Source organism: Aurantiacibacter sp. KMU-128 (assembly GCF_056933515.1).
Window position 1 is genome coordinate 954,910 of the sequence record NZ_JBXORT010000001.1, and the last position, 19,968, is coordinate 974,877.

General features: G+C 62.7%; 25 protein-coding genes. 13 read left to right on the forward strand and 12 right to left on the reverse strand.

Going from position 1 to position 19,968, the window contains the following annotated elements; all coding sequences use genetic code 11:
- Positions 1 to 40 precede the first annotated feature (40 nt).
- Genes ACS0VV_RS04850 through ACS0VV_RS04865 form a run of 4 tightly spaced genes read right to left on the reverse strand, consistent with a single transcriptional unit; the run spans position 41 to position 3,261 of the window.
- The gene (locus ACS0VV_RS04850; protein ID WP_483531598.1) at positions 41 to 739 is read right to left on the reverse strand and encodes a DUF2459 domain-containing protein; all 699 of its coding nucleotides are present in this window, start codon (positions 737 to 739) and stop codon (positions 41 to 43) included.
- Positions 736 to 1,641: a 50S ribosomal protein L11 methyltransferase gene (locus tag ACS0VV_RS04855; protein WP_483531599.1), complete on the reverse strand. Its 906-nt coding sequence runs from the start codon at positions 1,639 to 1,641 to the stop codon at positions 736 to 738. The genes ACS0VV_RS04850 and ACS0VV_RS04855 overlap by 4 nt, the downstream gene beginning before the upstream one ends.
- Positions 1,638 to 2,561: an MBL fold metallo-hydrolase gene (locus ACS0VV_RS04860; RefSeq protein WP_483531600.1), complete on the reverse strand. Its 924-nt coding sequence runs from the start codon at positions 2,559 to 2,561 to the stop codon at positions 1,638 to 1,640. The genes ACS0VV_RS04855 and ACS0VV_RS04860 overlap by 4 nt, the downstream gene beginning before the upstream one ends.
- Positions 2,551 to 3,261, reverse strand: a complete 711-nt coding sequence (locus ACS0VV_RS04865) for an SDR family NAD(P)-dependent oxidoreductase (RefSeq protein WP_483531601.1) — start codon at positions 3,259 to 3,261, stop codon at positions 2,551 to 2,553. The genes ACS0VV_RS04860 and ACS0VV_RS04865 overlap by 11 nt, the downstream gene beginning before the upstream one ends.
- Positions 3,262 to 3,407: 146 nt before the next feature.
- Between ACS0VV_RS04865 and sdhC the strand changes: the two genes are divergently transcribed.
- From sdhC to ACS0VV_RS04885, 4 genes are read left to right on the forward strand one after another with little or no spacing between them, the layout of a single operon-like run.
- Positions 3,408 to 3,788, forward strand: a complete 381-nt coding sequence (sdhC, locus tag ACS0VV_RS04870) for a succinate dehydrogenase, cytochrome b556 subunit (RefSeq protein ID WP_483531602.1) — start codon at positions 3,408 to 3,410, stop codon at positions 3,786 to 3,788.
- A gap of 9 nt (positions 3,789 to 3,797) precedes the next feature.
- The gene (gene sdhD / locus ACS0VV_RS04875; RefSeq protein ID WP_483531603.1) at positions 3,798 to 4,187 is read left to right on the forward strand and encodes a succinate dehydrogenase, hydrophobic membrane anchor protein; all 390 of its coding nucleotides are present in this window, start codon (positions 3,798 to 3,800) and stop codon (positions 4,185 to 4,187) included.
- Positions 4,187 to 6,031, forward strand: coding sequence for a succinate dehydrogenase flavoprotein subunit (gene sdhA, locus ACS0VV_RS04880; protein WP_483531604.1), 1,845 nt, complete (start codon positions 4,187 to 4,189; stop codon positions 6,029 to 6,031). Before sdhD ends, sdhA begins: the two co-directional genes overlap by 1 nt.
- On the forward strand, positions 6,031 to 6,390 hold the full coding sequence (locus ACS0VV_RS04885) for a hypothetical protein (RefSeq protein ID WP_483531605.1): 360 nt from the start codon (positions 6,031 to 6,033) through the stop codon (positions 6,388 to 6,390). The genes sdhA and ACS0VV_RS04885 overlap by 1 nt, the downstream gene beginning before the upstream one ends.
- Before the next feature lie 3 nt (positions 6,391 to 6,393).
- On the opposite strand, the gene ACS0VV_RS04890 is transcribed toward ACS0VV_RS04885, so the two are convergent.
- Together ACS0VV_RS04890 and ACS0VV_RS04895 are read right to left on the reverse strand one after the other, a co-directional pair.
- Entirely contained in the window at positions 6,394 to 6,687 is a 294-nt protein-coding gene (locus ACS0VV_RS04890; RefSeq protein ID WP_483531606.1) for a type II toxin-antitoxin system RelE/ParE family toxin, read from the reverse strand.
- Complete coding sequence (locus ACS0VV_RS04895; RefSeq protein ID WP_483531607.1) at positions 6,684 to 6,923, reverse strand: type II toxin-antitoxin system ParD family antitoxin; 240 nt, start codon at positions 6,921 to 6,923, stop codon at positions 6,684 to 6,686. The genes ACS0VV_RS04890 and ACS0VV_RS04895 overlap by 4 nt, the downstream gene beginning before the upstream one ends.
- 261 nt (positions 6,924 to 7,184) lie before the next feature.
- Here ACS0VV_RS04895 and ACS0VV_RS04900 point away from each other — a divergent pair, with 261 nt between their 5' ends.
- The 4 genes from ACS0VV_RS04900 (at position 7,185) to creD (ending at position 10,612) form a co-directional block, all read left to right on the forward strand.
- Positions 7,185 to 7,760 (forward strand): LysE family translocator, encoded by a 576-nt coding sequence (locus ACS0VV_RS04900; protein WP_483531608.1) that lies wholly within the window; start codon positions 7,185 to 7,187, stop codon positions 7,758 to 7,760.
- Between the two features lie 59 nt (positions 7,761 to 7,819).
- A complete protein-coding gene (locus tag ACS0VV_RS04905) occupies positions 7,820 to 8,203 on the forward strand; it encodes a VanZ family protein (RefSeq protein WP_483531609.1) in 384 nt (127 codons plus the stop codon).
- A 98-nt stretch (positions 8,204 to 8,301) separates the two neighbouring features.
- Positions 8,302 to 9,027, forward strand: a complete 726-nt coding sequence (locus ACS0VV_RS04910) for a polysaccharide biosynthesis/export family protein (RefSeq protein WP_483531610.1) — start codon at positions 8,302 to 8,304, stop codon at positions 9,025 to 9,027.
- Between the two features lie 181 nt (positions 9,028 to 9,208).
- Entirely contained in the window at positions 9,209 to 10,612 is a 1,404-nt protein-coding gene (gene creD / locus ACS0VV_RS04915) for a cell envelope integrity protein CreD (RefSeq protein ID WP_483531611.1), read from the forward strand.
- 64 nt (positions 10,613 to 10,676) lie between these two features.
- On the opposite strand, the gene ACS0VV_RS04920 is transcribed toward creD, so the two are convergent.
- Positions 10,677 to 11,303 carry a DUF1109 domain-containing protein gene (locus tag ACS0VV_RS04920; protein ID WP_483531612.1) on the reverse strand — a complete coding sequence of 209 codons (627 nt, stop codon included), beginning with the start codon at positions 11,301 to 11,303 and terminating at the stop codon, positions 10,677 to 10,679.
- Positions 11,300 to 11,848, reverse strand: coding sequence for a sigma-70 family RNA polymerase sigma factor (locus ACS0VV_RS04925; protein WP_483531613.1), 549 nt, complete (start codon positions 11,846 to 11,848; stop codon positions 11,300 to 11,302). Before ACS0VV_RS04925 ends, ACS0VV_RS04920 begins: the two co-directional genes overlap by 4 nt.
- Before the next feature lie 161 nt (positions 11,849 to 12,009).
- Between ACS0VV_RS04925 and ACS0VV_RS04930 the strand changes: the two genes are divergently transcribed.
- Together ACS0VV_RS04930 and ACS0VV_RS04935 are read left to right on the forward strand one after the other, a co-directional pair.
- A complete protein-coding gene (locus tag ACS0VV_RS04930) occupies positions 12,010 to 12,414 on the forward strand; it encodes a BlaI/MecI/CopY family transcriptional regulator (protein ID WP_483531614.1) in 405 nt (134 codons plus the stop codon).
- Positions 12,411 to 14,291: a M56 family metallopeptidase gene (locus ACS0VV_RS04935; protein WP_483531615.1), complete on the forward strand. Its 1,881-nt coding sequence runs from the start codon at positions 12,411 to 12,413 to the stop codon at positions 14,289 to 14,291. Before ACS0VV_RS04930 ends, ACS0VV_RS04935 begins: the two co-directional genes overlap by 4 nt.
- A 67-nt stretch (positions 14,292 to 14,358) precedes the next feature.
- Here ACS0VV_RS04935 and ypfJ read toward each other — a convergent pair whose 3' ends face one another.
- Complete coding sequence (ypfJ, locus tag ACS0VV_RS04940; RefSeq protein WP_483531616.1) at positions 14,359 to 15,222, reverse strand: KPN_02809 family neutral zinc metallopeptidase; 864 nt, start codon at positions 15,220 to 15,222, stop codon at positions 14,359 to 14,361.
- A 102-nt stretch (positions 15,223 to 15,324) separates the two neighbouring features.
- On the opposite strand from ypfJ, the gene ACS0VV_RS04945 reads away from it, so the two are divergent.
- Both ACS0VV_RS04945 and ACS0VV_RS04950 read left to right on the forward strand, forming a co-directional pair.
- Entirely contained in the window at positions 15,325 to 16,080 is a 756-nt protein-coding gene (locus ACS0VV_RS04945; RefSeq protein WP_483531617.1) for a 3-hydroxybutyrate dehydrogenase, read from the forward strand.
- 107 nt (positions 16,081 to 16,187) lie between these two features.
- Positions 16,188 to 16,508, forward strand: coding sequence for a hypothetical protein (locus ACS0VV_RS04950; RefSeq protein WP_483531618.1), 321 nt, complete (start codon positions 16,188 to 16,190; stop codon positions 16,506 to 16,508).
- A 145-nt stretch (positions 16,509 to 16,653) separates the two neighbouring features.
- Here ACS0VV_RS04950 and ACS0VV_RS04955 read toward each other — a convergent pair whose 3' ends face one another.
- The 3 genes from ACS0VV_RS04955 to ACS0VV_RS04965 all read right to left on the reverse strand — a co-directional run bounded on the left by ACS0VV_RS04955 (position 16,654) and on the right by ACS0VV_RS04965 (position 18,140).
- Positions 16,654 to 16,926 carry a type II toxin-antitoxin system RelE/ParE family toxin gene (locus ACS0VV_RS04955; protein WP_483531619.1) on the reverse strand — a complete coding sequence of 91 codons (273 nt, stop codon included), beginning with the start codon at positions 16,924 to 16,926 and terminating at the stop codon, positions 16,654 to 16,656.
- Positions 16,923 to 17,117: a type II toxin-antitoxin system RelB family antitoxin gene (gene relB / locus ACS0VV_RS04960; protein WP_483531620.1), complete on the reverse strand. Its 195-nt coding sequence runs from the start codon at positions 17,115 to 17,117 to the stop codon at positions 16,923 to 16,925. Before relB ends, ACS0VV_RS04955 begins: the two co-directional genes overlap by 4 nt.
- Before the next feature lie 129 nt (positions 17,118 to 17,246).
- A complete protein-coding gene (locus ACS0VV_RS04965; RefSeq protein WP_483531621.1) occupies positions 17,247 to 18,140 on the reverse strand; it encodes an OmpA family protein in 894 nt (297 codons plus the stop codon).
- 373 nt (positions 18,141 to 18,513) lie between these two features.
- Between ACS0VV_RS04965 and guaB the strand changes: the two genes are divergently transcribed.
- Positions 18,514 to 19,965 (forward strand): IMP dehydrogenase, encoded by a 1,452-nt coding sequence (gene guaB / locus ACS0VV_RS04970; protein WP_483531622.1) that lies wholly within the window; start codon positions 18,514 to 18,516, stop codon positions 19,963 to 19,965.
- Positions 19,966 to 19,968 lie beyond the last annotated feature (3 nt).

Below are 19,968 nucleotides of genomic sequence, written 5' to 3' on the forward strand. Positions count from 1 at the left end.
GGTTCCGGATTCGGGTTCCGAAATTGTGCGGAAAAGCCCGTCAGTTCTCGCCTGTTTCGGGTATCCATTTCATCACGCCGCCCGCCAGCGGTGTCCATAGCCCCATCGGCAGGCCTGCCTCGGTCAGCCGCTCGCCGATCCATTCATTGCAAGTATTGCCCAGCGTGTAGCGGCCATGGGCGGTATAGTAGGTATCGTCGGCATAACTGCCTCTCAGCACCTCGCGCTCGCCAGCGGGCACGGCGGGAAGCTGCGCCTCGATCGCGTTGATCAGCCGCACATATTCCGCCTCGCTCACCCGCAGAGGACGGTGATGCTCGCCCGCCATCGGGCGGACATAGCGGCTCACGCGCAGTACCGTTTCCCCGCCCATCGTCGCGATACGCAGGGCGGTGGCGGGCTTGAGGTCATTCCATGTCGGCACGCTGAGGAACACTTCACGCTCTCCCATGCCGATGGCGATATGCGTCGGCATCCGGCCATCGGGCAGCGGATCGGCGGCGGAGGGGAAGGTCGTCGTCCAGTCTTTCTGTGCGCTGTAGATCGGCACGACGATGCCGGTGTGGACACCGTTGGTTTCGATCAGCAGATCGACGCCGTCTTGCGGAGCAATGCGGTCGCCATTCTGCGGGATCGCGCTGCCGATGAAAGCGAGCAGGAAATAGCCTGCGATGACCATAAACAGCATGGTCAGCAGCGCGAGCGATACGTCCCTGATGCGCTTTCCCGTTGTGATCATCCGGTGAACCTGTGCCTAAGCCAGAGAATGCTCCAGTCTCCACGGGAGAGGCGCTGTTGCAAGCGGAACCCGGCGCGGCGATAGGCGGCGCGCACTGCGGGCTCCTGCGTGGTGAGCAGGCCGGAGAGGAGGATATTGCCACGCGGCGCGACCGCATCGGCAAAATCCTGCGCCATGTCGATCAGCGGTCCGGCAAGGATATTGGCGATCAGCAAGTCGAAGGGCGCGGCGGCTTGGAGATGCGGATCGTCCATCCCGTCGGCAATCACCATGCTGCACTGGCCGGGGCCGTTGCCGATGCCGACGCCGTTTCGTTCCGCGTTCTCGATCACCGCAGGTTCGCACACCGGATCGATATCGCTCGCAGTGACGACACTGCGCGGCCACAGGTCGAGCGCGGCAAAGGCGAGCAGGCCGGTGCCGGTGCCGATATCGGCGATATGGCGCGGGGCGAGGCCCTGCATCCGCATCGCATCGAGCAGCAGCAGGCAGCCTGCGGTCGTCTCGTGATGGCCGGTGCCGAAGGCCTGCGCAGCGGGGATGCAAAAATTGGTGGTGCCGGCATCAGGTGAGGGCGCGTGGTCGGGCGTGTGGACGTAGAAGCGCCCGGCGCGGATCGGTTCGACCCCGCGCTGGCTTTCGGTCACCCAGTCGGTTTTGGGCAATGCCTCGGCTGTCAGCTTGGGCGGATCATCGCCGAACAATGCCGCCACCGCCTTGCGCTGCTTCGCCGTCGGCTTGGCAGCGAGATAGGCGTCAAGCTGCCACACATCGGGCGCGTCGGGCGCGGTCTCGAATGCGGCGAGGGTGATGCTTTCGTCCCAGTCGAACAATTCAGCCTGCGCATCGAGCGCGGCTTCGATGCGGGCCTTGGAAGCGATGGCGGAGAGTTTGTGGTTCATTCGCCCGCTCCCTCGGTCAACTCCCGCGCCAGCCGTTCCTCCAGCCGCGCGAGCCGGTCGGCGGCGTAGGCGGCGCAGTCCATGCCGCTGGTGAGGTCGCCCGCCAGCAGCCTGTCGCGCATCCCGCTGGCCGATGGGTGCGGGGTGAGGAGAATGTCGCAATCCAGCTCCGCCAAACGCGCAATACCGGTGCGGAATTCGGCGACATATTCGGGGTGGTCGGAGAAACGGTAATCGTCCGATGACACGGCGGAGAGGCTGTCGGCATAGGCGATGGTGATACATTCACCGGATTGGTCGCAGCTTTCCCATTGCCAGCTGAGCGCGCCAAGTGTGTGGCCTGGAGTTTCGATTGCTGCCAGGCCGAACAGATCGAGGAGAAAGCGATATTCGCCGCGCCCGAGCATCTCCGTCCGGTCTGCCGGAACAGGCTCCATTCGCTCGAGAATCGCGAATTGCGGATCGTCCTCTCGCGCCATCCCGTTCAGCATAGTATCCATACCAACCGCGCTTGAGAGCAGACGAGCGGATGGCGCCATACGTAGCATAGCAGCCATTCCACCCACGTGATCGTGATGTTCATGACTGTTCGTGATCAGCCATATATCATCGAGATTATAGCCCAGAGCGCGGATATTGGCCGCGATAACTTCGGCGCCGGCTTCTGTGCCGGTATCGATCAACGCGAGTTGGTCTCCATTGTCGATAAGGATCGCCCCGATACCGCAAGTGCCGACATAATAGGTGTTCCCATGCACCCGGAACGGCGGCCCCGGCTTGTCCCACTCGTCCCAGTCTTCGCAGGCCTCTGTCCACGCCGCGAGGGGATCGGGTTCCGGCTGCGGCGCAGGGGTTTGCGCGGCGACGCAGGACGAGATGAAGAGCGGCGCGAGGGCTGCCGACAAGTACTTAACGGACAAAGCTCGCTCCATTCGCATCGATCACGGCGCCCGTCATGCTCGCCGGGGCATCGAGCGCGCAGAAACTGGCGATTTGCGCAATTTCCTCCGGCTCGGCCACGCGGCCCAGCGGGATGTCAGCGAGCAGCCCTTCGCCGCCCCGGCTCGCCAGATAGTCGCCGGCCATGCTCGTATCGGTAAAGCCCGGCGTGATCGCAAAGCTGAGAATGCCTTCGGCCGCATAGGCGCGCGCTATGGTCTTGTGCATCGCCACCATGCCGCTTTTCGCCGCCGCGTAATGCCAATGCGCAGGCGAATCCCCGCGATAGGCGGCGCGGCTGGCGATGTGGACGATGCGGCCTTCGCATTTGCGCTCCTGCCAGTGACGCACCGCGAAACGGCTCAATTGGGCGGCGCTGGTGAGGTTGATGCGCATCGTATCCTCCCACCGGTCGAGCCATTCGATGTCGCTCGCATGCATCGGGCTCTGTTCGAACAGCCCGGCATTGTTGACGAGCACGTCAATCCGCCCGTCCAGCCGCTCCAGCGCCTCCTGCCACAACAATTGCGGCGCGGAAGGCTCGGCGAAATCGGCGGCAATCGTGTCGGCATTCACGGCCCGCGTGGCGTGGCCGATCACCCGCGCATTGCGCTCGCGCAAAGTGCGGGCGATGGCGAGGCCGATCCCGCGCGAGGTTCCTGTGACAAGGACATTGGTCATGCAAAAAGCCCATAGCGTGCAGGGGGCTAGCGGGGAAGGCCAAGCTGCAATTCGGGCATTCATGCCCACTTAGACCAAAGGTGGCGCTTGTCTCATGCCAGTGATGCGCTAAGTGGGCTCGAACTGGAGACTCAACGGGACGGACAATGGCAAACAGGCCGCTTTCACCGCATCTTTCGATCTGGAAATGGGGTCCGCATATGGCGACCTCGATCCTCCATCGCATCACCGGCGACGGAATGGCCATTGTCGGCCTGTTCGTCCTGCTGTGGTGGCTGGGCGCTTTGGCGAGCGGGCCGGACTATTACGAGTGGTTCGCAGGCCATGCGGGCAGCTGGTACGGCACCGTGGTGCTGGTCGGCCTGACCTGGGCCTTCTTCAACCACGCATCGAGCGGCATCCGCCACTTCGTGCTCGACACCGGCGCGGGTTACGAGCTGGGCACCAACCGCGCATGGTCTTGGGTGACGATGCTTTTGCCGATCGTGCTGACGGGTGCCCTTTGGGCCTTCATCCTGCTTCGCTGAGGATTTGTAATGGGTAACGGAACTTCCATCGGCCGCGTGCGCGGTCTCGGCTCGGCCCATGAAGGGCCGCATCACTGGCTGGTGCAGCGCTTCACCGCGGTCGGAAACCTAGTCACCGTGCTGTTTCTCGGCATTTCGCTGGTGATGCTGCCCGATCTCGATCACGCCACCGTCACCGGCTGGATCAGCGAGCCGATCCCCGCCTTTATGATGGCGCTGCTGGTCATCACCACGTTCTGGCACGCGCGGCTTGGCCTGCAGGTGCTGATCGAGGATTATGTCCACGAAGCGGGCAGCAAGTTTGCCGCCCTGCTCGTTCTCAACCTTCTTACCTTCGCAGGGGCCGGGTTTGGCCTGTTCTGCATTGCGCGCCTGTCGCTGGGCGCAGGAGCTGCCTGATGGCCCGCAACGCCACTTACGAAATCAACGGACGCGCTTACCCGATTACCGACCACACCTATGATGTGGTGGTGGTGGGCGCGGGCGGCTCCGGCCTGCGCGCGACGATGGGCGCGGCGGAAGCCGGATTGCGCACCGCCAACATCTCCAAGGTCTTTCCCACCCGCTCGCACACCGTGGCCGCACAGGGCGGCATCGCGGCGAGCCTTGGCAACAACACGCCCGACCACTGGTCGTGGCATATGTATGACACCGTGAAGGGTGCCGACTGGCTGGGTGACCAGGACGCGATCGAATATCTGGCGCGCGAGGCTCCGCAGGCCGTGTACGAGCTGGAGCACGCGGGTGTTCCGTTCTCTCGCAACGAAGACGGCACGATCTACCAGCGCCCCTTCGGCGGCCATATGCAGAATATGGGCGAAGGCCCGCCGGTGCAGCGCACCTGCGCGGCGGCAGACCGCACGGGGCACGCCATGCTCCACGCGCTGTATCAGCAGAGCCTCAAATACTCGGCCGATTTCTACATCGAATATTTCGCCATCGACCTGATTATGACGGGCGAAGGCGCGAACCGCCGCTGTGTCGGCGTGATCGCCATGTGTCTGGATGACGGGACGATCCACCGCTTCCGTTCGCATGGCGTTGTGCTGGCAACGGGCGGCTATGGCCGCTGCTACTACACCGCAACCTCGGCGCACACTTGCACCGGCGATGGCGGCGGCATGGTGCTGCGCGCGGGCCTGCCGCTGCAGGATATGGAATTCGTGCAGTTCCACCCCACCGGCATCTACGGCGCGGGCGTGCTTATCACTGAAGGCGCGCGCGGCGAGGGCGGGTATCTGACGAACTCCGAAGGCGAGCGGTTCATGGAACGCTATGCCCCCTCGGCCAAGGATCTGGCGAGCCGCGACGTCGTCTCCCGCTCGATGGCGCTGGAAATGCGCGAAGGGCGCGGCGTTGGCGCGAATGGCGACCACATCTACCTGCACCTCGACCATATCGACCCGAAGGTTCTGGCCGAGCGGCTGCCCGGCATTACCGAGAGCGGTAAGATCTTCGCTGGTGTCGACCTGACGCGCGAACCGCTGCCGGTGACCCCGACGGTGCATTACAATATGGGCGGCATCCCCTGTAACTATCACGGCGAAGTCGTGACCCTGGGGCCGGACGGCAATCCCGACCATGTGGTGCCCGGCCTGTTCGCGGTGGGCGAGGCGGCTTGCGTTTCGGTGCACGGCGCGAACCGCCTCGGCTCGAACTCGCTGATCGATCTCGTGGTGTTTGGCCGCGCGACGGGCTTCCGCCTTAAAGAGCTGATCAAACCCGGCGCGGCGCATGACGAATTGCCTGCCGACAGCGCCGACATGGCGCTGACCCGCCTCGACCATTTCCGCCACGCCGATGGCGGCTCGCCGACAGCAGAAGTGCGCAAGGAAATGCAGCAGACGATGCAGAAGCACGCCGCCGTGTTCCGCGACAGCGCGCTGATGGCCGAAGGCGTCGCCAAGCTCGCCGAGACGAACAAGCGGATGGAGGACGTCAAAGTCCACGACCGCTCGCTCATCTGGAACAGCGATTTGATCGAGACGCTGGAGCTCGACAATCTGATGGCGCAGGCGGTGGTCACCATGTCGTCCGCCGAAAACCGCAAGGAAAGCCGCGGCGCGCACGCGCACGAAGACTTCCCCGAGCGCGACGATGCCGGATGGATGAAGCACACCGTGGCCTGGTTCAACGGCTGGGGCGGATCAGGCGGCGATGTGAAGATCGACTACCGCCCGGTGCACGAATACACGCTGACCGACGACGCGGAGTATATCAAGCCGAAGAAGCGGGTGTATTGATGGATGAAGAAGAGCGCCTTGTACGGTTGCTGGCTTCGACATCAACAGCTTTATCGATGACAGTGATGCTTTGCGTGAAGAAGGGCGTTTTCGGCGGCCTCAAGCCAACAGATGAACAAGTTGGCTGGGCCGCAGGTTTTTGTGATGCAGCAAGCCGTCCATTGGAGCTTTCTGATCCAGAAGCCTTCGCCTTTATGGACGTAGCTTTTGAGCAAGCCTTCGGAAAGTCTGGCAAGAAGATAGCACGCGATTTTCTTCGAGACCAAGACCGGTATTATGAGCATATGTTCGCTGGCGGCCAAGCATACGTAGATTGGGTGAACAAAGGCAATACGCCCAGGATGCCGTTCGCATCATAAAGTTCAAACCCACCGCTCAAAGTCACTCGCCACGTGTCGTACCCGGACAATTTCGATGCGGTCTTCAAAGACCATGTGGAAAATCGCGTGCCGCCCACTGTCGATGCGGCGTAGCCCTGCGCGGGGCAATTCGGCGTCGTGACCCAGCATCGGATTTTCCGCGAGTTTCTGGATTTTGGCTTCGATAGCGTCGAGATATTGCCGCGTGCGCTTACGGCCCCAGCGCGCTTCGGATTCCTCACCCAGCTGCGACACGTCCCGCATCGCGGCAGTGCGGAAAACGATGCGCTTGGTCATTTCTCAGGGAAAGTTTCGTCGATCCATTTGCGCATGGAGAAGGTCTCGTCGACCGGACTGGCAAGCCCCTCGTCAATCGCCTCCAACAGCTTGGCCTGATAGATTGACCGCTCTTCATGCAGCCGCAAGGCTTCGCGCACGACTTCGCTTGTTGAGCCGTATTCACCGGATTCGACCTTCTTGCGGGTGTAATCCAGAAAGTGGTCACTGAGCGATATCGAGGTGTTTTTTCCCATGGCTCGGATAAATACCAAGAATTGGTAATTGCGGCAAGCGGGCAAGAGCATTCTACTCCGTTAGTGTTGAGCGTAGTAGAGACACGCGAGTGCCGAGGTGTCTCGACTACGCTCGACACGAACGGGATGGGGAGGTCCTGGGGAGGATGGTGAAATACCTCTCCCCACCTTGGCGAATGCGGCTTCCTCGCTTACCCACAGCGCCATGACCCGGACACTGCCCCTTTGCCGCTAGCCCTCTCCTTCGCGCTCACCGCCTTGTTGATCGAGCTGACGCCCGGGCCGAACATGGTTTGGCTCGCGCTGCTCAGCGCGCGGCGGGGGTTGCGGGCGGGGTTGGCGGCGGTTTTGGGCATTCTGTGCGGGCTGGCGCTGCTGATGCTCGCGGTGGTGTTCGGATTTGCGGGCCTGGTGGCGGAATATCCGGCGCTCGCCCGGCTGATGGCATTTGCCGGAGTGGCCTTCATGGTCTGGCTCGCCTGGGATGCGTGGCGGGAAAGCAGCACCGGCAATTGGGAGGCGGCAGGCGATCAGGAGGGGGTGCGCAAGGCCTTCCGGCGGGGCTTCGTCATCAACCTGCTCAACGCCAAGGCGGCGCTGTTTTTCCTTACCGTGTTTCCGAACTTTATCGACGGAGCGCGCGCCTCCGCACCGCAATTTGTGCTGCTGGGCCTGATCTATCTCGGCATTGCCACCGCCATCCATATCGCTTTGGCCTTTGGCGGCGAGAAGCTGGGCGTGTTCGTCCGGCAAAAGGCCAATAGCGTCGCGGTGCGCGCCGGATCGGCGCTGGCCCTGCTTGGGGTGGCCGCGTGGATGGGCAGCAAGGCGCTTTAGAGCGTGGTGAGGCCAGCCATCGACGGTTCATTGCCGGCGCGCTAGCGGTGCTCCCGATTATGCTGCCCACGACGATCCGCCTCGCATGGTTCGCCTGCCTTTGCGCCATCCTCTATTTCGCGCTCGCGCCTGCCAGCGCCGGAGGGCTTGGCGGAGCGGCCTATCACGGGGTGGCGTTTTTCATCCTTGGACTGCTGACACCGGCGGCCTTTCCCAAGGGCAATCTCGTGCTGATCTGGCTCGTGCTGCTCGCGCTCGGCGCGTTTATCGAAGCGGCGCAGGGCGCGACGGCGTGGAACCGCATTCCCTCGTGGGATGATTTCATCACCGATGCCATCGCTGCCAGCGTGGGCGTGCTCTATTACAAGCTGTGGACGGTGCTGCGCCGCCCTGCCGTTTCCGATGACAGACCCTCCGCCGATGATGCACCGGTCAACCCGTAACACTGCGCAACATTCGCGGCTTTGCGGTTGCGAAAGCGCGGCAATGGCCGTAGTCGAACCGGCATGGGCACGCGCGCCAGACATACGAGGATTTTGCTTTGACCCGTTTCCGCATGATGTTCGCTGCCGCCATGGCGCTTGCACTCGCCGCCTGTGCCAGCACCCCGCCACCGATTGGCGGCGCGCCGGGCGTCGAAGTTTCCGATACGGCAACATTGCCAACGCCCACTTTCGACGATTTCGGGCCCGAGCTGGACGAAGGCCTGATCCGGCCGCTGGATGTGATCCAGGTTGACGTTTTCGGGATCGAAGAGCTGTCGCGGGTGGTGCGGGTCGGCACCAATGGCACCTTCGATTATCCGCTGATCGGCAGTGTGGAGGCATCGGGGCTGACCACGGACGAGCTGTCCTACCAGCTCGAGAACCGGTTCCGCAATACCTATGTCCGCAACCCCGATGTGACCTCGCAAATCACCGCGCGCAACGAACAGTTCTTCACCATCGGCGGCGAGGTTGACCGGCCGGGGCGCTTCCCTATCACATCAACGGTTACGCTGATGGAAGCGGTCGCGATTGGCGGCGGGTTTGAGGAATATGCCAACCGTTCCGAAGTGCTGGTGTTCCGCGAGGTGGACGGGCAGCGCTATATCGGCGTGTATAATCTGCAAGGTATCCAGCGCGGCAATTATCCCGATCCGGTGATCTATCCGCGCGATATCGTGATGGTCGGCGATTCGCCGAGCCGCCGCCGTCTGGATACGATCCTGGCTCTGGTGCCAACGATCATCCAGCCGCTGATCCTGCTGGAGCGCGTCGCCAACTGATCGACGCCCACCGGCCCGCAACCGGAAGTCTGTCAAAGCCGTAATCCGGCCCCCATACTTATGGGAGTGTGCCGCCGTACCTTGCGCGCTAGGCAGCGTCTGGCGACATCATCCATTCATTCGCAATTCAGTTCGTCGCTCACAATGCACGGTTCATCGTGCAACAGGAGGAGTTACGACAATGGCGAAATCACGAAGTCCGGGGGTGAAATTGCTGCTCACCGCGCTGGTCGCGGGGGTGTTGATCGTGCCTCTGATGATGGTCTATGCGCTGGTGTGGGACAGGCAGAGCCAGTCCGAAACCGCGCAGGCGCAGATCACGGCGGGCTGGGGCGGCCCGCAAACGGTGACCGGGCCGGTGCTCGTTATCCCCTATATGGCGAGCGAGAGCAGCAGCGAGACGGTGGATGGCGAAACGGTCACCCGCCAGCGGCAGGTGCGGCGCGAATTGTTCGTCTCGCCGCAATCGCAGGCGGTGGAAACCGCGATCGATCCCGACCGCAAGAGCTATGCGATTTACGAGAGCATTGTTTACGAAGCGGCGGTGAGTGGCACCGCGCAATTCGTGCTGACCGATGATCTGCAGCGGCTCGGCATTGCGCGCGAAGCCTTGCTGCTCGATGCGGCGGAATTGCGTTTCGGCGTGTCCGACCCGCGCGGGCTGACCGATGGGGCGCGGGTGACGGCGGGTGGCGAGGCGCTGGCGCTCAACCCCGGGGGCGGGCCGCTGGCGACGGGCGGTTCGGGCTTGTCGACACCCGTCAGTTGGGCAGGCGAGGCACCGCTGAGTGTGCGCTGGGAATACGGCCTGCGTGGCAGCAGCTCGCTCGGCATGGTGCCGCGCGGCGGCGAGACGTCGTGGAACATCACATCGGCCTGGCCGCACCCCAGCTTCACCGGCAATTTCCTGCCCAATGACCGCGAGGTGTCGGGCGAGGGGTTCACCGCATCCTATAGCGGCATCACCAATCTGGCGCTGGGCGAGCGGTTGCTGTCGGTTACCGACCACGCGCCGCCCGCCGATGAGCGGATGCCGGGCTACGACGTTGGCTCGGGCGTCGATCCGGTGCTGGAAGCGGCATCAAGCGCGGTGACGCGGATCGCGCTGGTCGATCCGGTCGATCTCTACAGCCAGGTTGATCGCGCGGTGAAATACGGTTTCCTGTTCATCGGCTTCACCTTCGCCGCCTTCCTGATGTTCGACATCGTTGGCGGCGCGAAAGTCGCGAGCGCGGAATATCTGCTCACCGGCGTGGGGCTGATCCTGTTCTTCGTGCTGCTGCTCGCCTTTGCCGAGATCGTCGGCTTTGCGCTGGCTTACGTGATTGCAGCGGCGGCGGTGATCGGGCTGCTGACGGCGTATAGCGCTGCGGTCCTCGGCACTTGGAAGCGCGCGGGCTTTATCGGGGGGATGCTGGCGGGGCTTTATGCGCTGCTCTTCGTGCTGCTGAGCATGGAGACATTCTCGCTGGTGATCGGCGCAGTGCTGCTCTTCGTGGCGCTGGCGGGCGTGATGTATGCCACGCGCAATGTCGAATGGTCGGCGATCCGGCAGGACGAGAGCGACATTCCGGCCTACGCCTGAACCGCGAAGCCGCAAACAGGGGGAAGGGGGCTGGCCATTGCGGCCGGCCCCCTCTTGTAATGTCCTACCAGCGCAACAGACGCGGGCCCGTCAGCCAGCCGATGGCGCCCATGGCGAGGATCGGTGCGACATAGAAGGCGGCCATATAGCCCATGCCGAGTTCGGGGCAGAAGGGCGAATAGGCGGTCATCGCCACCGCGCCGCCGAAAAGGCCTGCGGCAAGCCCGGCGCGGCGCAGCTCCACTGGCGCGAGCGAGCGGGTGGCGAGAATAGCGGCGCCAAAGGCAATCGGACTGATGATCGTCATGGCGGCAAGGCAGCTGCGCCATGTTGCGCCCTCGGCAACAAAGCCGATCATCGAAATTTCGAAAGCGAGCAGCGCCACCACCGGCACGAAAGGTATCGCGAGCGCGATCATCGCCAAGCGGTTCGGCCTGCCGGGCCGCCCGAGCACATACAGCGCCGCGCCTGCCAGCAGCAGCAGCGCGACCGAGAAGCCCCATTTCATCGCCATCGGGCCGACGCCGTAAAGCTCCAGGCTGAGAAATGCGCCATCGAGCAGCAACGACAACGCCACACCAGCGAGCAATAGCACGCCCAGCAGCGGGCCGTAAAAGCGCGCCAGATGGCTCTCACTGGTGCCCGCGCCTTCGGTGGCGAGCTGGTCGAGGATGGAGTCGGTATCGGTCATTGCTTGTGTTCTTCTACAATCTCTTTGAGCCGCAGCATCCCGCGATGCACCCGCAGCTTCATGGCAGAGACGCCTATCCCCGTTTTTTCGGCAGCCTCCTTGTTCGTCAGTCCTTCTATATGCGTCATCCGGATCGCCTCTGCCTGCGCATCGGGCAATTCGTCCAGCAGGGCAGCGATGTCGACACCGGCGAATGTTTCTGGTGCGACCCCCATGTCTGCCTCGTCATCCAGCACCAGTCTGCTGCGCCCGCGTCTCCGCCAGAAATCGATCAGCTTGTAATTGGCGATCGCATACATCCACGGCCCCACCGGACGCCCGGGATCGAGCGTGTGGCGCTTTTCATGCAAGGCGATCAGGCATTCCTGCAACACATCTTCCACTTCACTGTCGGCACCGGTCTTGCGCAGAAGCATGGCACGGATCCGCCCTGATGCCTCGGCCAGAAACTGCCGATACGCCTTGCGATCACCGTCTCGCGCCGCCGCCATCAAGTGGTCGAGCACATCGCCGGATGCCAAATCCTGAGTGTCAATTCGCGCCATCTGTCCCCACGGTTACATCCTTCGCCGGAAACGTGCATCGGGTTACACGCCATGTTTCCCTCGAATTGTTCAAGCATCTGCCTGCTCGACCATTTGCATTCAACCGGCATTCAGATTACAAACGTAATCGTAAGCGCAACAGCTGACCAAGGGAGCATACCATGGCTGCGAATGTGGGAACCGGAAAAGACGCAGAAGGGGTCGAGCGGATTAGCGACGCCGAACACGCCGTAATGGAGGCCCTGTGGGCCAAGTCCCCGCAATCCGCCGCCGAAGTGTGCGAGGACGTGTGCGGCAAGCGCGGCTGGTCGATGCCCACGGTCAAAACGCTGCTGTCCCGCCTTGTACAGAAAGGCGCCTTGGCGACACAGCCCGATGGCCGCCGTTTCCTCTACACCCCGCTGATCGAACGCTCCGCCTATGTCGGCACCGAGAGCAAGCGGCTGGTCGAACGGCTGTTCGGTGGCCGCGCCGCGCCGCTTTTCGCGCACCTGGCAGAGAGCGAGGCGCTGACATCGGATGATATCGCCGAAATCGAGCGGCTGCTGGCGGAGTTGAAGAAATGATCGGGCTGGGGGGAGCTGGCTTCGCCGACTGGATGGTCGATACATTCATCTACACCGCGCTGCTGATCGCACTGGTGCTGCTGGTGCGCCGCAAGGTGGCGGAGCTGTTCGGGCCGCAAATCGCCTATGCATTGTGGGCGCTGCCGCTGTTGCGCTTTATCATGCCGCCGCTTGTGCTGCCTGCATGGATGCAGCCTAGTGTGGCCGTGCCGGAAGCTGCGCCAATTGCTTCGTCAGCGAACGGGGCCGCGCCGATCCTTGTTTACCTGACCGAGGCTCCTGTGGCGACCGAGGCCGTTCGCGAGCAAGCACCCGCCGCCGCGCCTTGGTTCGACTTGACCGTAACCGACCTTCTCTTGCCGCTCTGGCTGGGCGGCGCGGCGATCTTCCTCGCCATGCGGGTGCGCGATTATATGCGGATGCGCCGCGACCTGCTGGCGTTTGCACGTCCGGTGGGCGAGGCGGGCAATGTGCGGCTGGTGGAAACCCCCGCTGTCAGCGCGCCCGTGGCTTTTGGCATACGCGACAAGGTGGTTGCGCTGCCGCCCGAATTTATGGACCGCATCGATGTGCGTGCGCGCGACATGGCTATCGCGCATGAGCTGGAACATCACCGCGGGCACGATCTTCTCGCCAATATTGCGGCGCAGCCGCTGTTGGCATTGCACTGGTTCAATCCGCTCGCCTGGTGGGGCTGGCGAGCAATGCGCAGGGATCAGGAGGCAGCGTGCGATGCGCGCGTTGTCGCTGGCCGTGCGCGGTCGGAAAGAGCTGCCTATGCCGAGGTGATTGCCGGTTTTGCCGCCGGCCAGCACCTTGCTTTGGCGGCTCCGATGGCCTGTCCGGTGCTCGGCGAGAAGTCGATCATCCACCGTTTGAGGAGCCTCACCATGACAGATATTTCCGCCCGTCGCCGCCGCATCGGCATTGCCGCGCTCGCCACCACCGCGCTGGCGCTGCCGCTGACCGCGTCGATCAGTTATGCGCAGGCAGAGCCGGACCGTTTTCCCGAAGCGCCCGCCGCACCCGAGGCGCCTGTCGCACCCGGCTATCCCGCAACAACCGTGGCTCCCGATGTTCCCGCTTCTGTGACCGGCGACCCCGAGGTCGAAGTCGTCGTGATCGATGGCGAGCAGATCATCACCATCAGTCAGGATACCACGAGCGATGATGGCGAGCGCCATGTGACGCGCCGGGTGATCCGCCGTCCGGTCGAACCCGGCAGCGACGGCACGCTGAGCGAAGGCGAACTCGCGGAATTGCTCGCCGATATGGAACTCGATCTCGATCTCGACGATCTCGATGTCGAGATCGAACGCACTGTAGAGCGCGCCCTTGCAGGCACCGCCGACGCCCGGGTGCAAAGCCGCCGTGTCGTGATGACGCGTGAAAACGGGCGCGAGGCGCGGTCTATCGATTCCGAATGTTCGGGCGGGCAGACGGTCGAACGGATCGATCTCGGCAATGGCGAGCAGGCGATGGTTATCTGCACCGGCAATATCGAAGCGCAAGCTCAAGCGCAGGCCGCCGGCGGGCTGCGCGCTGCCATTGCCTCGATCGAAAACAATCCCGAAATCCCTGCCGAAACGCGCCGCGAAATCGTGCGCGAGCTTGAAGCGGCGATCAGCGAAATGGAAGAAGGCAGCGCGCGCACGGGACGGGTGTCCTCCCGCGCGGCACCCAAATATCCCGAAGCCGCGCGTCCGCCCCAACCGCCAGTGCCGCCGCGCGTTACCTACGGCTTTACCACGACACCGCGTCCGACTTCCGCTGCGGTTCTCGTATCGCCGATGGCGCACCCTCTGACGGGCCGCGTTGTGAGCGAGACGACCGAGGATTGCCCAGACAGCAGACCGCCGGTCCGCGCCACTGCCTAGGCAACCGGCGACTTGCTTGCTGAGGGCGGCGCTTGCCTAGCGGAAAGCGCCGCCTTCTGCGCTGCAACTAACGCGCGTTGAGGATTTCGCTATCGCAGCGGTCGCTGCTGCCGCTCTCTAGGCCGAGCCGCAGCGCGGCCATGCGCTGCTGGCTGCTGCCATGGGTGAAGCTTTCCTGGCTCAAGCGACCGCCGCTCAAACGGTCGTCACCGATGGCGGAGGCGGCGTTCATGCCTTCCTGCAAATCGCCCGGTTCGATCAGATTGCGGTTGAGGCCTGCCCAGACGCCGGCATAGCAGTCCGCGTGCAGCTCCATCATCACCTGCAACTGGTTAGAGCGGCGCGGGTTCTGCGCCTGCGCGCTGCGGATCTGGTCGGAAACGCCGGTGATCGTCTGCACATGGTGCGCATATTCGTGCGCGACGACATAGACGCGTGCAAAGTCTCCGCGCTCGCCCGACATTTGCGCGAGCTGGTCGTAAAAGCCGACATCGATATACATCGTCTCGTCCGCGGGGCAGTAGAACGGCCCCATGCCCACATTGCCTTCGCCGCATCCGGTGCTGAACCGCTGTGCGGTGGCGAATTCAAGGCGCGGCTGGCGGAAGCGTTCGCCAATCCCTTCCTGCCGGAAGCGTGCAGCCCATGTCTCGTTGAGCGAAGTCAGCGCGGCGCAGCTTTCGCTGGCATAAGCGTTGGAGGAACAGATCGCCTGCTCGTCCTCGCTCGCGGTCACCTGCTGGCCCTGTCCGCCTTGCACCCCTTCCATCGCGCCGATCATCTGGCCGGGATCAACCCCGAAGACGAGCGCGCCGATCAGCACCACGACAATCCCGCCGCACCCGATGCTGCCGCCGCGCCGCATCCCGCCGCCGCGTCCGCCCGTGGTGCCGACATTGATCTTGCTGGTATCGAATGGATTGAGCCTCATGCTTCCCTCGCGTCCCTTTTCCCGTCCCGGACCAAATTCCACTGGACCTGACCTATGGCAGCATTAGGACCGGGCGGGAAAGCAAATCAAGGAGACTCGTCCATGTTCCTCAACGGCAAGCGCGCCCTTATCACCGGTTCAACCTCCGGAATCGGCCTCGCCATCGCCCGCGCAATGGCGGCGGAAGGCGCCAAAATTGTGCTCAACGGGTTCGGCGATGCGGACGAAATCGCCAAGCTGTGTGACGAGCTGGGCGCGACGCATTCGGGCGCGAACCTGATGAAGGTCGACGAGATCGAGGCGATGATGGCAGAGGCCGGGCCGGTCGATATCCTCGTCAACAATGCCGGAATGCAGCATGTCGCGCCGGTGGACGAATTCCCGCTCGATCGCTGGGACATGATTATCGCGCTCAATCTTACTGCCGTGTTCCACACGACGCGGCTCGCCGTGCCGGGTATGAAAGAGAAGGGCTGGGGCCGCATCATCAACACTGCCAGCGCACATTCAAAGACCGCGAGCCCGTTCAAAAGCGCTTACAATGCCAGCAAGCACGGGGTCGACGGCTTCACCAAGACGGTGGCGCTTGAACTGGCGCAAACCGGCATCACCGCCAATTGCATCAGCCCCGGCTATGTCTGGACGCCGCTGATCGAAGGGCAGATCCCCGACACGATGAAAGCGCGCGGCCTGACCGAAGAGCAGGTGATCAACGACGTGCTGCTCGCCAAACAACCGACCAAACGCTTCGTGCAGGTGGAAGAAGTGGGCGCACTCGCCACCTTCCTGTGCCGCGAGGAAGCGGGCAATGTGACCGGCGCGAACTGGAGCATCGACGGCGGCTGGACGGCGGAGTGAGCAAACTTCAAGTCTACAAATTCGACCGGTGGTTACGGTTTGGATGCATTTTTCTGCTGGCCGCCATTGTGCCAGCCATGAGTGTTCACGAGTTTGCGACTACGGGAATGATTGATTTCGATAGGGTGAGCGAAGGACGGTGGCCGTTGCCCGCTTGGCTCACATACAGTGTTGGGTGGTTTTGCTTTCTTCTCCAAGCAGTTATTGTTTTTATTCCGGCAGCTCGTTCGATTCTGCGTGGCTATGAATTCGTCATCAAAGGCAATGAACTGGTGGTGGAGGGGAAGCGCCTCATGAGGGAAGAGATTGGTACGCGAAGACGAACGCATTTTGGTTTGGTCTTGGAGACAAACGACACGACAGTTCGATTTCATCCATGGCTCAATTCTTCCGGCATAAAAGCGATCGAGGACTTTCTTCGCGGCTGATAGGCGGGTGGCTTCACTGAAGCGCGTTGCCGACTTCACCTCATAGGCCAACCGCTTCGTGTTGATTTAGCGAGGATGCAGCTCTTGCTGATAGCAGATTAGCTGGGGAATCGTCATATTTTGCGCGCGGCACGTTGTACAAGTCTCAGGGATACTGCTGGCGGGAGTGAATTACCCCCACAATCTCGATGCAGTCTGTGCTCACGCGGTAAATCATTATGTAGTTCGGATGCAGCACCGCTTCGCGGGTGTTGGGCAAGCGACCGCGTCTGAACATATAAGGGAATTGCGCAATCCGCTCGGCAAAGTCGAAGGCACGGTCGCGTAGACGGTGAGCCGCCGTTTCATCGTAGTCCGAGATGTAATCGATGATCGTCCTAAGATCGTCGCGAGCTTTCGGACGCCAGATGACCTTCAATTGTTTTCCGCCGCGCGCTTTGCCTTTTTGGCCTCGAGCATGGCATCAATCTCGGCCATCACTTCGTCATGCGGAATGGAGGGGCGGGAGTCAGCCAGCGATTCCTCGACTTTCTTCTTCAGCCAAGCCTCATAAGCGGCCTCTTCTTCCGCTGAGGCAAACTCGGAAATAAGTGGCGAATACTTGTTCATAGATGTGTCCATACACCCGATCGCGCGTCCAGCAAAGAGCGACCACCTCCAAAACGGATGCAACACTCCGCCAACAAAAAAAGGGCGACCCGTTAAGGCCGCCCTTTCGCTTACTCGCTTGCCAGCGAATTACATTCCCGAAACCGCCTTGCTCACAAGGATGTTGACCGAGACGCGGCGGTTTTGTGCGCGGCCTGCTTCGGTCGAATTGTCGGCGGCCGGATCGGATTCGGCCATGCCGGTCGGAGTGAGCATACGCCACGGCTGCCAGCCGCACTGCTGCTGCAGATGATTGACCACGCGGCCCGCGCGGCGCTCGCTCAGTGTCTGGTTGAATTCGTAATCGCCAACATTGTCGGTGTAGCCGACCACCAGCAATAGCGCGTTGTCCGTGTTCTCGGCTTGCTGTGCGATGCGGCACAGTTCGGCCTGGCCCGCGGGCGAGATATTCCAGCGACCGGTGTCGAAATAGACATTGGCGGTGCCCATAATGTCATACTGGTCGATATTCGCGACACGGCCGCGCAGCGCTTCGGTAGCGGCTGCGTTTTCTTCGATCGCAGCGCCCTGCACAGCGAATTGTTGCTCGGTGCCGCTGCGGATCATGGTGGCGGTCTCGAGGTCTTCGCTGGAGAACCGCACTTCGGTAGCGATCAGGCCGCCTTCCCATTGCACCGTCTGCACGGTGACCGGCAGACCGTTCATCAGCGCGTTGGCGTCGAGGCGTGTACGGCCCAGACCCAGAAAGCCGCCACGCGCGCGGATATCAGTCGCGGGGGAGACGTTGAACTGCTCGTTCACACCCATCGGGCTGGTAACCTGCACGCGGCTGCCATTGCGCGCCGAGATAAAGCCTTCCAGCTCCGGCCCGGCGGGCAGGCCTTCCAGATCGGCAGGGATGGAGCCGGTGACGGTAATCCGCTGGGCGGTGGGATCGTAATTTGCCGGCTGCAATTCCTGCGCGTGAATGGGTGCGCCGATGGCAATTGCTGCCAGGCTGGCTGCGGAAACGAGTGTGCGCATGATGGGTACTCCTTCACAAATCTGTAGCGCGCTACTGTTGCGGCCCATGCGTGACCGGCGACGCTGCTGCGCGCATAGCGACAAGGTCTTAACGCCTTTGCCCCCTGCGGATGTCCCTGCGAACCTGTCGCGTGGATGAACCTGTACGCATTTAACCGTGATTCCGGGGGCGGGGCGGGGCAATGCCGGGACGACCTGTTTACAAATCCCATACAGATTGGGGCTGGTTTTGCTGAACAGCTTGCCTGCGACTCGTCTTGACACGGGCTGCAGGAGCACCTGTTTACCTTTCCCCATCCCCCCTAGCGCCTGTCACACAGTGCGTTTACATGGGCCGCCACGAATCAAAACGCTGACAAGAAAAGTGGCATCCATGGACATCCCGACCGGTCTGACTTTCGACGACGTGCTTCTCCGTCCCGCCGAAAGCGACATCCTCCCCTCGCAAGCGTCGACCAAGACGCAGCTGACGCGCGGTATTGCGCTCAATATCCCCGTGCTTTCCGCGGCGATGGACACGGTGACCGAGGCCGAGATGGCGATTGTGATGGCGCAGATGGGCGGGATCGGCGTGCTCCACCGCAATCTGACCATCGAAGAGCAATGCGATGCGGTGCGCCGCGTGAAGCGCTTTGAAAGCGGCATGGTGGTGAACCCGATCACGATCACGCCCGATGCGACGCTGGGCGATGCCAATGCGCTGATGCAGCAGCACAATATCAGCGGCATTCCGGTTGTTGCGCCCGACGGCAAGCTGGTGGGCATTCTCACCAACCGCGATGTGCGCTTTGCCGACAATCCCGCGCAGCCGGTGAAGGAACTGATGACGAGCGAGAACCTCGCCACCGTTTCCGAAGGGGTGAGCAGTCAAGAAGCGCAGCGCATCCTGCACCAGCGCCGGATCGAGAAGCTGCTGGTGGTTGACGCCGATTACCACTGCGTCGGCCTTATCACCGTCAAGGATATCGAGAAGGCGGTGCTCAACCCCGATGCCACCAAGGACAATGGCGGCCGCCTGCGCGTGGCCGCCGCCACAACGGTGGGCGAAAAGGGTTTCGAGCGCACCGAGGCGCTGGTCGATGCCGAATGCGATGTCATCATCATCGATACCGCCCATGGCCATAACAAGGCGGTCGCCGAAGCGGTGACGCGGGCGAAGAAGCTTTCCAACCATGTGCAGATCGTCGCGGGCAATGTCGCCACGGCAGAAGCGACCAAGGCGCTGGTTGATGCAGGCGCAGACGCAGTGAAAGTCGGCATCGGGCCGGGTTCGATCTGCACCACGCGCATCGTCGCCGGTGTCGGCGTGCCGCAACTCACCGCGATTATGGACAGCGCGCGGGCCGCAGGTGACGTGCCGATTATCGCCGATGGCGGGCTGCGCACGTCGGGCGATGCAGCCAAGGCTCTGGCGGCAGGCGCATCGACCGTGATGATCGGCAGCCTGCTGGCGGGTACCGAAGAGGCTCCGGGTGAAACCTTCCTCTATCAGGGCCGCGCCTACAAATCCTATCGCGGCATGGGCAGCGTCGGCGCAATGGCGCGGGGCAGTGCGGACCGCTATTTCCAGGCCGACATCAAAGACCAGATGAAGCTGGTTCCCGAAGGGATCGAAGGGCAGGTGCCCTATAAGGGGCCGGCGCGCGATGTGGTGCACCAGTTGGTCGGCGGCGTGAAGGCCGCAATGGGCTATACCGGCAGCGCGACAATTGCCGACCTGAAAGAACGCGGCCAGTTCATCCGCATCACCAATGCGGGGCTTTCCGAGAGTCACGTTCACGATGTGAGCATTACCCGCGAAGCGCCGAATTATCCGACGCGGTAAGGA